The following is a 13,888-nucleotide window of genomic DNA, read 5'->3' as shown; positions in this document are numbered from 1 at the left end:
AATGTATCAAGAAAACAAACCACAATATCGCATTTTACTGCTTATCGCCTTAGCACACGGACTCAATGACCTCATTCAAGGGGTCATTCCGTCTATTTATCCTGCTCTGCAAACCAAATATGCTCTCACAATGACGCAAGTAGGAGTGATTACACTCTGTTACCAACTTTCAGCCTCTATATTGCAACCCTTAGTAGGCAATTATACCGATAAGCACCCTAAGCCCTACTCACAAGTATTAGGAATGGCATTTACTACTATGGGAATCGTGAGTTTATCGTTGGCGAGTAGCTATACAGCTATACTGTGCTCGGTGGTATTCATAGGGGTAGGTTCATCGGTATTCCACCCCGAATCGTCCAGAGTAGCGTTTTTAGCCTCAGGAGGCAAGCGCTCGTTCGCACAAGCTATCTTCCAGTTGGGTGGTAACTTTGGAACAGCCTTAGCCCCTCTATTGGTGATATTACTATTGTTCAGCAAAAAAGTAATCGACGGACGAGTTGTAGAAGAAAGTCATCAAGGTAATTTGGTATGGTTTGCAGGGTTCTCTATCTTTGCAATGCTCATACTGCTCCTCATAGGCAAATGGCGTAGCATTCTGCTTAAATTGCTCAAAAAGAAAGCTAAAAAACCTGTAGTGTTGCCCAATCTCACTCGTGCACAAATACGCAACTCTATGATTATACTGATGTTGTTAGTATTCTCCAAGAACTTCTATACAGCAGCTATCAACAATTATTTTCAGTTTTATACTATTAAAAAATTCGGATTTAGTAATGCTGAGGCACAAGTATACCTATTTTACTTTTTAGGAGCGGTAGCTGCGGGCTCACTTGTTGGAGGGTTTTTAGGTGATAAAGTAGGAAGAAAATTTATTATTTGGTTTTCAATCTTAGGGGCTGCCCCCTTTGCGCTTTGGTTGCCTTACGCCGATGCTACCACTACGGCAGTACTCATCGTGCTGATAGGGTTTATCATCTCATCGGCTTTTGCCTCTATTTTAGTCTATTCACAAGAACTTTTGCCCCAGAAAATAGGAATGATTTCAGGCTTTTTCTACGGTTTTGCTTTTGGTATGGGCGGATTGGCTTCGGCAGTATTAGGTAAATTGATAGACATAACCAATATTGACTTCGTTTATAAACTATGTTCTTTCTTGCCTTTGATGGGGCTTATTGCATACTTTTTGCCAAACTTATCTTCTGTATCTCTTTCTCAAAAACAGACACAAGCAACCCCATAAGGGTATTTTGCAATACTCTTACAAATAAACTTTTTCAGTGTTTAAGCTATATTTCTAACTTACGGTAGTGCGTTGAGTTTCTCGATAAGAGCGCCCGCTTTTTGTTCAAAGTCTCTTCTCACTTGTTTGAGGTGGGCGCCTCTGTTTTCCACTGTTTTATCGGCTACTTTATCGATAAGCGTATCAAAATCGTTGAGAATTTCGGTTACAAGAGCCTTACCTCCTTCTGTTTGCATCTTTCCTGTGAAATACACTGCATCGATAATATCACCCAACACGTAGTTAATGTCCTTTTTTAAATTGCGAATACTTGCCATACGTTTTTAATTTATTTATAAATTGGTTGCAAAGTTATGAATTATTTATTATCTTTGCAAAAAATAAATGGGTAATGTATGTATATAATTTAACAGTGGTGATAAGCGATGAGGTATTCCCCCAGTGGCAAGAATGGCTACAAAACGTTTATTTACCTACTATAAACACTAATAAAACCATAGAGAGAGTACGAGTGTTTAAAGTATTGGACGTGCCTGAAAAACACTATGCCATTCATCACGAAACTACTTCACCCGCCCAATTATTGCATTTCATTGAGCACACTATTCCTAAACTCCTACAACAGTCTGCTGAAACTTTTGGCGAAAAGGTTCTCTTTTGGGGTACCCAACTAAAAGAAGTAAAAAGTGAAGAGTAAGAAGTAGATAGATTTTGGCACAAAAATTGATTTACATTCATCAAGCATTAACCATTGACCACAAACCATTAATTACACACTATTAACTAAAAACGATTGACGATGAAAAAGAATTTTAACCTCAGAAAAACGATGAGATACTTCACCTTAGGTCTGGTAGCCTCATTAGCACTTACCTCGTGCGTAGGTTATTACTACGCCGATGGTATCTATAACGACCCTGTACCCGAAAGGGTAAGATACGTGGAGAGAGAAAGCTATCCTGAACGTTATGACTATCCTCCTGAAAACCTTTATACACCTAATAAATATAAGGATTTTTTCAGTGAAAAAGCACAACAATATCAACAAAAAACTGACAGTAGTTTTACACATTTCACCGATGTGAACAGCTATCGCTCCAATGCCTATACAGGCAACTCCTCTTACGGAGGTTGGGGTAGTAACCCTTCACGAGTGAATGTAAATGTATATAATAACGGTTGGGTAAATCCTTATTACGGCTGGAATAACTATTGGGGCTACGGAGCTTGGTATCCTTATTATAGCTATTACGACTACCCTTACTATCGCCCTTATCGCTCTGGCTGGAGCTTTTCCTTAGGCTGGGGCTGGGGTAATTACTACGACCCTTATTGGGGCGGTTACTACGGAGGCTACTATCCTTACTACGGTTACTATGGTTATCCTTATTATGGATATTACGGATACCCATACTATGGCTATTATTACGACTATTACCGCCCAAGAGATTACTATTATGAGCCCAATCGTTCATATGGTAGAGATTACTATGGCGGAAGCAGAGGAAGAGCTATCATAAGAGACGACGGACGAAGAGGAGACCCTAATCGTTATAGTGATTACAATAGGGGCTCTTACAATCGTTCTCAAACACAAGGTAATAATTATAGCAATGACGCAAGTCGTCCTAATTACCAAAATCAAGGACGTAACAATGATTATAATAGAGCTCCTTCAGGCTATGAATTAAGAAGAGCTTATGAGTCTAATAATTCTAACTATTCAGGCAGAAGCTCTAACTATAGCAATAGCAATTCAGGAGGAAACTACAACAGTAGCAGTTCCTCTAATAGTGGAGGAGGATACAGAAGTTCTAATCGTGATTAAAAATATTAACAAATGAAAAAAATCAATCATATATTACTTTTAGGAGCTTTTCTTTTCGTAGCTAATGTACAAGCACAGAATTATACTGATGCCTTGCGTTACTCAACAGAAGAGCTTACAGGAACAGCTCGTTTTAAAGCGATGAGTGGAGCTTTCGGAGCCTTGGGAGGCGACCCTTCTGCTATCAATGTCAATCCTGCGGCGAGTTCTATATTTAACAGTTCTGAAATCTCATTTTCTTTAAATAACAACAATCAGAAAAGAGAGATTAATTTTTTAAACAGAAATACTAAAATGACTAATAATGACTTCAATCTGAATCAGTTTGGTGTTGTGTTTCTCTTACCAGATGCTTCTGCTACTTTTAAGAAAGTGAGTTTTGGATTTAATTATCAATTAGCAAAAACATTTGATAATGATAAGTTTTCATATTCTGCTTACAATAACAAAGGATTAGATAATTATTTTTTGTACTATGCTACAAAAGGTAATAACGGAAATCCGTTTAGTTATGGCACTTTTTCAGGAGGTCCTGATCGTATAACAGGGACAGAAGGTAACCAACGAGATGTGGGCGAATTTTATGCTAAATTAGGAAAAACAGAAGGGTATGCTGCACAAATGGCTTATTTAGGAATGATGGCTCAACTTATCACTCCTACTGCTACTTCTACGACTAACATTGCTTATAATCCTAGTGGAGATAATAGAGAACGGTTACAAACTTATAGAATAGATCGTTCAGGTTATGTGAATAAATATAACTTTAATTTTGCTTCACAGTTGGGAGACTTTATAGGCTTAGGATTAAACTTGAATGTTCATAACATCAATGAAAAAGCTCTTTATAGTGCAAAAGATGATAATTTTCAAGGCACTAATCCTTTTTTGCGATATGCTAACCATAAGCAATATATCAATACCACAGGAGATGGTTTTTCTTTGCAGTTAGGAGCTATTATAAAAATAACAGATGACTTGCGTTTAGGTATGAGCTATCAATCGCCTACGTGGTATAGAATGAAAGAAGAGTACAGACAAGTGTTGTATGGTACTGTAGGTGTTGCTACTAGAACTTTTGATTCAGACGTTGAGCTTATCAATCGTTATGGAGATGAAATTTGGTATGAACGTGAATATAAATTCCGTACTCCGAGCGCGTGGACAGGTAGTTTAGCTTATATTATCAAGAAAAGAGCCATACTAAGTGTAGATTATACTTATAGAGCTTATAACAATCTAAAGTTTAGAAGTAGTAATATGGAAGGTGAGAATAATATTATCCAAAATGATTTGGGTGATACTTCTACCTTACGCGTAGGAGGAGAGTTTCGTATTCCTTTCAAAATGTTTAAGAATGAACCAGCAAGTACTAACTATATAAGCCTTCGTGGAGGTTATCGCTACGAACAAAGTCCGTATCGCAAAGCAACTGCCACCGTAGGTGACCTTACAGGTTATTCGTTTGGAGCAGGGGTTACTTTAGGAGGTATTCGTTTAGATGCGTCTTATGACATTGCTAAACAAACAAACCTATACCAAATGTACGAAACAATACTTACCGATAATGCTCAAATAAAATCAACTTACGGTAACTTCTTGTTTACCTTTACTGCACAGCTCTTTTAATTAAATAATTATTAAAGTTACTTTTGCATCATATTGTAGGGGCGAATTGTAATTCGCCCTTCAAAAAGATAAAGTAAAGAGACGGTAATACAAAAATTACCGTCTTATTTTTAGTATAATGAAATTACACAGAAACTTAGTAGATGCCGTGATAGAGGGACTTACCTTTATTTTTAACGAAGGGCAATACGCCGATAAAGTAGTAGAAAAACAACTGAAAAAAGACAAGCGTTGGGGTGCCCGCGATAGGGCTTTTATTGCCGAAACCATTTACGACATTGTGCGTTGGAAACGGCTTTATGCCGAGATTGCGGAAGTGTACGAACCCTTTACAGTGCACAACCTACGCCGTATGTTTGCCGTGTGGGCGACTCTCAAAAGTATCGCCTTACCGGATTGGGGAAACTATTTTGAAGATACTCCTGCACGTCGTATCAAAGGCAAGTTCGACGAACTCTCTAAGGTAAGAAAACTACGTGAATCAGTACCCGACTGGTTAGATACTTTGGGAGCACAAGAATTAGGAGAAGCGTTGTGGACAGATGAATTGCACGCTCTTAACAGTTTAGCTCCCGTAGTATTGCGCGTGAATACTCTTAAAACTTCTTTGGAACACTTGCAACAGTTTTTGCGACAAGAAGGAGTAGAAACTTATCCTTTGCGCGATTACCCCGATGCTTTGCAGTTAGTAGAACGCAGCAATATCTTTAAAACCCAAGCCTTTTCCGATGGACTGTTTGAGGTACAAGATGCTTCCTCTCAAAAAGTAGCACCCTTTATGCAGATAGACGACAAGGTGAAACGTGTGATTGACACTTGTGCAGGAGCAGGAGGTAAGACCTTACACCTCGCTACCCTAATGCAAAACAAAGGTCAAATTATAGCGATGGATATCTACGAGCAGAAATTGCAAGAGCTCAAACGCAGGGCACGCCGTAACGGGGTTTTTAACATAGAAACTAAACTCATAGAACCCAAACAGCTCAAACGTATGCACGGCACATTCGACCGCTTACTCATTGATGCCCCTTGTAGCGGACTCGGCGTACTGCGCCGTAACCCAGATGCAAAATGGAAATTGCAACCTGAATTCTTGGACGAAATACGCACTACTCAACAGGAAATTTTACAACAGTACAGTAAATTGCTAAAAAAAGGAGGCAAACTTGTCTATGCTACTTGTTCTATATTGCCTAGTGAAAACCAACAACAAATAGAAAAATTCTTAGCTTCGGAAGCAGGAAAAGAGTTTCGCTTAGAAGCTGAGGAAGTGATTTTTGCTCATCAATCGGGTTATGATGGTTTCTATATGACAAGACTTATTAATGATTAATGATTTCTCTAATCATTAAAAATTGTACATATCATTATTTTGTTGTAATTTTGCACTCTAAAATTTATCACTCACAAACTCAATAACGAATGAAGAAAATAATAACATTGATATTCGTAGTACTTGTTGCAATAGCAAACGCTCAGATACACAACCCTGTAAAATGGAAAACAGCGGTTGAAAAAATCAGCGATAACGAATATTATTTGGTAGCAACAGCTTCCATTGAGGCAGGCTGGAAGCTCTACGCACAAAACATTCCGCCTAAAGGACCTATTCCTACCACCTTTACTTTTGAAAAAAGCGCAAACTTCGAGCTTATAGGTAAGACCGAAGAAAGTAAACCTATACAAAAACACGACAAGGTTTTTGATATGGAAATTGCTTATTTTCACAATCAAGCTATCTTCAAACAACGCATCAAAATAGTAAAACCTACAACTTCTATAAAAGCAACGGTAGAGTTTATGAGCTGTGACGATAGCAACTGTTTGCCTCCTGACACAGTAGATTTAGAGTTTTTCCTTTCGGGAGCTACCGTTGCAAGCAAAGTGGTAACTCCTCAGTTTACTTTTGGTAATAATACCGACAATAATAATACAGTTCCTACAACTAGTGTAAGTCAGACTACAACAACCAAAGCTCCGACTACTACCCCTATCTCACGTCAAGGCCTGTGGACAATATTCTTTATATCTTTCCTTTCAGGTTTTGCTACCTTGCTCACTCCTTGTGTATTCCCAATGATTCCTATGACGGTGAGTTATTTTACCAAACAAAGCAAAACTAAAGCTAAAGGTGTGAAGAATGCTGTGATCTATGGTATTTCTATCATTGTGATTTACGTGTTGTTGGGCTCAGCTATTACTGCTATCTTTGGTGCAGATGCTTTGAATGCTTTGGCAAGCAACTTCTGGTTTAACCTCATCTTTTTCTTGATTTTGGTAGTATTTGCTATTTCATTCTTAGGAGCGTTCGAAATTACTTTGCCCAGCTCGTGGAGTACCAAAGTAGATGCTCAAGCCGACCGCAGTGGTTTTATAGGTATCTTCTTTATGGCGTTGGCGTTAGCTATCGTATCATTCTCGTGCACAGGTCCTATTGTAGGTACTTTGTTAGTACAAGCTGCTTCCGAAGGGGGTATCGCTCCTATTATCGGGATGTTTGGCTTTTCATTGGCAATTGCCTTGCCTTTTGCCTTATTCGCAGCCTTCCCTGGTTGGTTGCACTCCTTGCCTAAATCAGGTGGTTGGATGAATACTGTGAAAGTGGTGTTAGGATTTTTAGAATTAGCGTTGGCGTTCAAATTCCTTTCTAATGCCGATTTGGTATTGCAATACCACTGGATAGAACGAGAAGTATTTATCGCTATTTGGATTGCAGTTTTTGGTGCCTTATCGCTCTATCTTTTTGGAAAAATACGTTTGCCTCACGACGATGCCTCCGACCGTATTTCAGTAGGTCGCCTGCTATTAGGCTTACTAACTCTTAGTTTTACAATTTATATGATTCCGGGGTTATGGGGGGCACCACTCAACCTTATCAATGCTTTTCCTCCTCCGCAACATTATAGCGAATCGCCTTACGGTGTAGGCTATACCGCTGACGGAGGTAGTGCCAGTGTAGATGAAGGTGCTCTTCCTGAAGGAGCGCACTTGTTCAAACCTCACAATATCGTTACTTTTGATGATTATGAAAAAGGATTAGCTTATGCCAAACAAGTGAACAAACCCGTATTGTTAGACTTTACTGGCTGGTCTTGTGTAAACTGCCGCAAAATGGAACAAAATGTATGGCCTAACCCTCAAGTGCTCGATGCTCTCAGAAATGAAGTGGTATTAATTTCGTTGTACGTAGACGATAAACGTCCACTACCTGAAAGCGAAGTGAGACCTTCACAAATTAGAGAAGGCAAGATGATAAAAACCATTGGACAAAAATGGAGTGAGTTCCAAACCCTCCATTACAAAGCCAATACACAGCCCTTTTACGTGCTGATGAATCTCCAAGGAGAGAACTTAGTAGACCCAATAGGATATACCCTTGATACCGATGACCCCGATGAGTTTTACAAATGGATAAAACAGGGGATTACTGCCTTTGGTAAATAAAATTATTTGATGAAAAACAAACACTACATACTCCCCATATTTATAGGCTTAAGTTTAGCATTAGGGCTTGTTTTAGGAAGACAACTTGCGAATTTCTACATTCCCAAGCCTCCTCCACCTGTACCTATGCCTATTACGGATATAGATACGGTGCAAGAGAATCCTTATAAAGTGAAATTAAACAGACTTATCGATTATATAGAAGAGGACTATGTAGATAAAGTAAATACCGATAGTATTGTAGACCTCACAATAAACAGTATTTTGCGCAAGTTAGATCCTCACTCCACTTATATCTCTAAAAGTGATATCCAAGAGGTAGCCGAAACGATGAGTGGTAAGTTCGTAGGTGTGGGTATTAGCTTTTATATGTACAAAGATACCATTGCTGTAATCAAACCTATTGAGGGAAGTGATGCAATGCACAAAGGTATTCGTTTTGGTGACCGTATTTTAATAGCAGGGAAAGATACCTTGTTTAAAAAACACTTAAATACTGATAAAATCAAAAATATTCTCAAAGGAGAAATGGGGTCAAAAGTAGATTTAACTATTTACCGAAAAAGTAAAGATAGTCTTTTTAAAATAGGTATTGAGCGAAAGTTTATTCCTATTAAAAGCATTGATTGTTTTTACAAAGTAAATGATACTTTAGGCTATATACGTATGAATAGGTTTGCCGAAACTACTAATGATGAATTTGACTCAGCACTTAAAGCTTTGGAAAAAGAAGGTATTAACAGTTTAATTCTAGATTTGCGTAATAATTCTGGTGGCTTTCTCAATGTTGGAATTCAGATAGCCGATGAGTTCTTAGCAAAGGATAAGATGATTGTATTTACCAAAAATAATCGCAAAGAAATAGAAGAAACCTATTCTACTGCTGGTGGGTTATTCGAAAATAAACCTATATTTGTACTTGTCAATGAAAATAGCGCATCAGCTAGTGAAATTGTAGCAGGGGCTTTACAGGATAACGATAGAGGTGTGATAGTAGGACGTAGAACTTTCGGCAAGGGATTAGTACAAAGCGAAATGCCTCTACCTGATGGTTCGGCAGTACGCCTTACTACCGCTCGCTACTACACTCCAACAGGACGCTCTATACAAAAGCCCTACAACTTGCGTCACCAGCGCAGAAGCTTCCAAATAGATAATGCTACAGTCCCCGATTCTTTAAAGTTTACAACTCCTAAAGGAAAAGTAGTGTATGGTGGTGGTGGTATCTACCCTGACGTATATGTACCGATAGATATGAAACCGGAAACCTATATGGTAAATGAAGTGCTAAACTCAGGACTTACGAACTTCTTTTTGTTTGAATACTTAGACAGTCACCCTTCTCAGAACCATAAGCCTCAAAAGTCTTATTTCATAGGGGAATACAAAGTGCCCAAAGAAATGCTCAACGCCTTTTCAAAGTTTTTAAAAGAGCGTAAAATCAACATAGATTTCAAACGAAACAGCAATGATATATCAAAATATCTAAAAGCTAACTTAGCTGAGATATGGTTTAACGATAATGTAGCAGGGCTTATCAGGAATCAAGGAGATTTTTACATAGAAAGCTGTCTACACTACTACAAACAAAAACACCCTAAAAATGGTACTGAAAATCCTACCAAAGTGGTAAGGAGAAAAGCCAAAAAACCTATAAAAAGAGTTTAAAAAATATATGAGCAAGAATTTAACATCACGCAGTGAAGACTATTCTAAATGGTATAACGAATTGGTTGTAAAAGCCGATTTAGCCGAAAGTTCAGGCGTGCGTGGCTGTATGGTAATCAAACCTTACGGCTATGCTATTTGGGAAAAAATGCAAGCAGAACTCGACCGTATGTTTAAAGAAACTGGTCACACCAATGCTTATTTTCCTTTATTTGTACCCAAAAGTTATTTTGAAGCAGAGGAAAAGAATGCTGAAGGTTTTGCTAAAGAATGTGCCGTAGTAACCCACTATCGTCTTAAAGCCGACCCTAATGAAAAAGGAAAACTAATGGTAGACCCGGAAGCAAAACTCGAAGAAGAGCTGATAGTACGTCCTACTTCAGAGGCGATTATTTGGAACACCTACAAAAACTGGATACAGTCTTACCGTGATTTGCCTATACTCATCAACCAATGGGCGAATGTAGTACGCTGGGAGATGCGCACCCGTCTATTTCTTCGCACTGCCGAATTCTTGTGGCAAGAAGGACACACCGCTCACGCCACTAAAGCCGAAGCCATAGAAGAAGCTCAAAAGATGATGAACGTATACGCCAACTTCGTAGAGAACTTTATGGCTGTGCCTGTAATAAAGGGTGTAAAAAGTGAAAGCGAACGCTTTGCAGGGGCTGACGATACCTACTGTATAGAAGCCCTTATGCAAGACGGAAAAGCACTGCAAGCAGGAACATCACACTTCTTAGGACAGAACTTCGCCAAAGCCTTTGACGTGAAATATGTGAGCAAAGAAGGTAAACAAGAATACGTATGGGCGAGCTCTTGGGGGGTCTCAACCCGCTTAATGGGTGCTTTGATTATGACCCACAGCGATGACAACGGATTAGTACTTCCTCCTAAATTGGCTCCTATACAAGTGGTGATTGTGCCTATCTACAAAGGAGCAGAACAATTAGAAAAAGTGCACTCCCATATTCAGCCTTTAATTGAAGAACTCAAAAAACACAATATCAGTGTAAAATTCGACGATCGTGATACACAGTCTCCTGGCTTTAAGTTCCACGAGTACGAACTCAAAGGGGTACCCGTGCGCTTAGCTGTAGGGCAACGCGACATAGAGCACAATACCTTCGAAGTAGCCCGTCGCGATACTCTTACCAAAGAGACAGTAGCTGGTGAACAAATTGTAGCTCATATTCAGCAGCTTTTAGAGAATATTCAATCCAATATGTACAACAAAGCTTTGGAGTACCGCAATACCCATATTACCGAGGTAAATAGCTATGACGAGTTCAAGGAATTGTTAGAAACTAAAGGAGGTTTCCTCTCAGCACACTGGGATGGTACTCCCGAAACTGAAGAGCGTATCAAAGAAGAAACCAAAGCAACTATACGTTGTATACCTTTGGATATCAATGAAGAAGCAGGGTCTTGCATCTACTCAGGCAAGCCTTCAAGCAAGCGAGTGCTTTTTGCTAAAGCTTATTAAATATCAAATAAAAACAAAATGAGTCCAGTGATTGCCGGACTCATTTTTCTTAATATAATTAGTTTCCTCATTACTTATCTCTAAGATTTAAAACTTTTAAACAAAGTTTCCATCTTTTCTCTTTCTTCTTCAGCTAAAGCTGCATCTACCAAGATTCGTCCACTGTGCTCATCAGTAATAATCTTTCTACGAGAGGCAATTTCTACTTGTACTTGTGGCGGAATAGCAAAGAATGAACCTCCAGAGGCTCCACGCTGAATTGGCACTATTGCTAAACGGTTCATCACACTACTGCGAATGCGTTGATAGGCTTTTAGCAAACGCTCTTCAATTTTAGCCGCATACTCTTCTGCTTTTTCTCTTAAAAATTCCTCCTCTTTCTCAGTTTCTGCCAAAACAGAATCAAGTTCAGCTTTTTTGTGCTTGAGGTGCGCATCACGTTGGGCTTTGCGCTCATCTACTTGTTTGATAGCCTCTTTCTTTTGGTCTACTTGCGCTTTACCTTCTTTAATGCGTTTTTCTGCCAACTGTACTTCTAACTCTTGAAACTCTATCTCTTTAGAAAGAGAGGTATATTCACGATTGTTACGTACATTCTTTTGCTGGGTAGTATATTTTTTAATAAGGGCTTTTGCCTCTTCAATTTTTGCCTTCTTCTCAGCAATTCCTGCCTGCAATTCGTCTAACTCTTCTTTAAACTTTACGTGACGTTTTTTTAAACCCTCTACCTCATCTTCAAGGTCTGAAACTTCTAACGGAAGCTCTCCACGAGTGTTCTGTAACTCATCAATCTTAGAATCGATGAGCTGTAAATCATACAATGCTCTTAATTTTTCTTCTACGGTTATATCCACTTTTTGTGCCATATCTATGAATAATATTTGATAGGATTTGTATCTACATTTGATATTGAGAGGGCAAAAGTAGGAATTTTTTTTGAAAGATACTCAAATAAAATAAATTTTATGTATTGTTCACTTTCAAAATGACCTATATCTGCTAATAATATTTTCCCCTCAGCCCTGAAAAAATCGTGGTATTTAAAGTCTGCACTCACAAAAACATCTGCTCCTGCTCGCTTAGCATCTTCTATTGCAAAAGCTCCACTTCCTCCCAATACAGCTACTTTTTTCACTTCTTTTCCCCTGAATGCTGAATACCTAATACAGCTTACCTCCATTTTTTCTTTTAAATAAACAAGGAAATCAGCCTCACTCATCGGGGTTTCAAATTCCCCTATCATACCCATTCCTATATGTTGGTGCTCGTTTTCGAGTATATATATCTCATAAGCCACCTCTTCATAGGGGTGATTTTGGCGAAGTGCTTTTAGGATTTGAGATTGTAAGTGCTTGGGAAAAATAACTCCTACTTGTGTTTCATCTTCTGTGTGAAATACATTGGGTTCACCAATAGTTGGGCGCGAAGATTCATTGCCCTTATAAGTGCCTTTCCCTTCAAGATTGAAACTGCATTCCGCATAGTTGCCAATATTCCCCGCTCCTGCTTCAAAGAGCGCTTTACGTAGTTTCTCAGCATTAGCTTTTGGAACATAGGTAATAAGTTTTCTAATAACATTAGGCTGTGGAATAAGTATGGAGCGATTGTGTAATCCTAAACGGTCAGCAATAGAAGCATTCACTCCTAACAGCTGATTGTCCAAAGCCGTATGCATACTGTAAATAGCTATCTGATGTCGAATAGCTTTCATCACTACTCGTTCCACATAGGTCTTCCCTGTAAGCGATTTCAGCCCATTAAAGATAATCGGGTGAAAGCTAACAATGAGATTACAATTCTTTTCAATAGCTTCTTCTACCACAGCTTCTAATGTATCTAAGGTGATGAGCACTCCTGTTACTTCGGCATTGGCGTCACCTACCAATAAGCCTACATTGTCAAAACTCTCAGCATAATCAAGTGGTGCAAGAGTTTCTAGAACTTTAGTTATGTCTTTTACTTTCATCGTATTATTTTAATGTTTACATACTTTTTCACAGTTCTTTTAATAAAGATTTTCTCTAATCTTTTTCTATATCTGATTTATTGTGTTAGAGATTTAAAATCTCTCCATCATCATAATACACTACTCTATCTCCTATAATACGAGCAGGAGCGGTGTATCTATGAGGTTCTTCCTTACCTATTGCCATAATATGATTTACTTGCCAACCTTTGGCTCTCAAATAATCTGATACCATCGACCTATGACAACGCCACCAAACAGCCTCTGCACACATATAGGCAGTAGTTTCTTTTTCAGCTATAGCAATGAGTTGAGCAATACCTTTCTCAAAATCATAAGTCTCCATATAATCAGCATAAGCTCGAAAAGACTCGTTATGCCAACGAGTATTCTTAGAGTCTTTATGTACTTTACGTCTACCACCTAACAACGTGAGATGGGTATAGGCTATCCCAATTTCGGGTAATACTACCTCTAAGTTTTCTTTATTAAATTGCGGATATTTGTTAGAGCCTGGTAATCCTCTGATATCAACTAAATGTTGTATCTCAAACGATTGTAACATCTCTATAAATTCTTCCAATGTATGTGTGGAATGTCCTATAGTATATATTCTCTTCATAA

12 protein-coding genes are annotated in these 13,888 nt (G+C 38.6%); 8 read left to right on the top strand and 4 right to left on the bottom strand.

Translation table 11 applies throughout. The features are described 5' to 3' along the window. The first annotated feature begins 1 nt into the window (after position 1). Positions 2-1,243, top strand: a complete 1,242-nt coding sequence (locus tag HW279_RS07295) for an MFS transporter (protein ID WP_178958493.1) — start codon at positions 2-4, stop codon at positions 1,241-1,243. A gap of 59 nt (positions 1,244-1,302) precedes the next feature. Here the strand turns inward: HW279_RS07295 and HW279_RS07290 are convergent, their stop codons facing one another. Continuing rightward, positions 1,303-1,560 (bottom strand): hypothetical protein, encoded by a 258-nt coding sequence (locus HW279_RS07290; RefSeq protein ID WP_009411745.1) that lies wholly within the window; start codon positions 1,558-1,560, stop codon positions 1,303-1,305. A 74-nt stretch (positions 1,561-1,634) separates the two neighbouring features. Between HW279_RS07290 and HW279_RS07285 the strand changes: the two genes are divergently transcribed. The 7 genes from HW279_RS07285 (at position 1,635) to proS (ending at position 11,298) form a co-directional block, all read left to right on the top strand. Beyond that, on the top strand, positions 1,635-1,940 hold the full coding sequence (locus HW279_RS07285; RefSeq protein WP_178958492.1) for a DUF4286 family protein: 306 nt from the start codon (positions 1,635-1,637) through the stop codon (positions 1,938-1,940). A gap of 102 nt (positions 1,941-2,042) precedes the next feature. Next, positions 2,043-3,071 carry a hypothetical protein gene (locus tag HW279_RS07280; protein WP_178958491.1) on the top strand — a complete coding sequence of 343 codons (1,029 nt, stop codon included), beginning with the start codon at positions 2,043-2,045 and terminating at the stop codon, positions 3,069-3,071. 12 nt (positions 3,072-3,083) lie between these two features. Further along, the gene (locus HW279_RS07275) at positions 3,084-4,700 is read left to right on the top strand and encodes an OmpP1/FadL family transporter (RefSeq protein WP_178958490.1); all 1,617 of its coding nucleotides are present in this window, start codon (positions 3,084-3,086) and stop codon (positions 4,698-4,700) included. Positions 4,701-4,818: 118 nt separating this feature from the next. Continuing rightward, on the top strand, positions 4,819-6,033 hold the full coding sequence (locus HW279_RS07270) for an RsmB/NOP family class I SAM-dependent RNA methyltransferase (protein ID WP_178958489.1): 1,215 nt from the start codon (positions 4,819-4,821) through the stop codon (positions 6,031-6,033). An 89-nt stretch (positions 6,034-6,122) separates the two neighbouring features. Next, positions 6,123-8,144 (top strand): protein-disulfide reductase DsbD family protein, encoded by a 2,022-nt coding sequence (locus HW279_RS07265; protein ID WP_178958488.1) that lies wholly within the window; start codon positions 6,123-6,125, stop codon positions 8,142-8,144. A gap of 9 nt (positions 8,145-8,153) precedes the next feature. Further along, positions 8,154-9,812, top strand: a complete 1,659-nt coding sequence (locus HW279_RS07260; RefSeq protein ID WP_178958487.1) for a S41 family peptidase — start codon at positions 8,154-8,156, stop codon at positions 9,810-9,812. A gap of 7 nt (positions 9,813-9,819) precedes the next feature. Next, the gene (gene proS / locus HW279_RS07255; RefSeq protein ID WP_178958486.1) at positions 9,820-11,298 is read left to right on the top strand and encodes a proline--tRNA ligase; all 1,479 of its coding nucleotides are present in this window, start codon (positions 9,820-9,822) and stop codon (positions 11,296-11,298) included. Positions 11,299-11,378: 80 nt separating this feature from the next. Here the strand turns inward: proS and HW279_RS07250 are convergent, their stop codons facing one another. From HW279_RS07250 to HW279_RS07240, 3 genes are all read right to left on the bottom strand, one after another. Then, positions 11,379-12,164 (bottom strand): zinc ribbon domain-containing protein, encoded by a 786-nt coding sequence (locus tag HW279_RS07250; RefSeq protein WP_053580344.1) that lies wholly within the window; start codon positions 12,162-12,164, stop codon positions 11,379-11,381. Positions 12,165-12,166: 2 nt separating this feature from the next. Then, the gene (locus HW279_RS07245) at positions 12,167-13,264 is read right to left on the bottom strand and encodes a Nif3-like dinuclear metal center hexameric protein (RefSeq protein WP_178958485.1); all 1,098 of its coding nucleotides are present in this window, start codon (positions 13,262-13,264) and stop codon (positions 12,167-12,169) included. Between the two features lie 85 nt (positions 13,265-13,349). Further along, complete coding sequence (locus HW279_RS07240; RefSeq protein WP_178958484.1) at positions 13,350-13,886, bottom strand: DUF488 family protein; 537 nt, start codon at positions 13,884-13,886, stop codon at positions 13,350-13,352. Positions 13,887-13,888: the final 2 nt, after the last annotated feature.

This window comes from Capnocytophaga sp. oral taxon 903 (assembly GCF_013394785.1).
GTDB classification, from domain to species: domain Bacteria; phylum Bacteroidota; class Bacteroidia; order Flavobacteriales; family Flavobacteriaceae; genus Capnocytophaga; species Capnocytophaga ochracea.
This window is presented reverse-complemented; position numbering and strand designations above follow the sequence as displayed.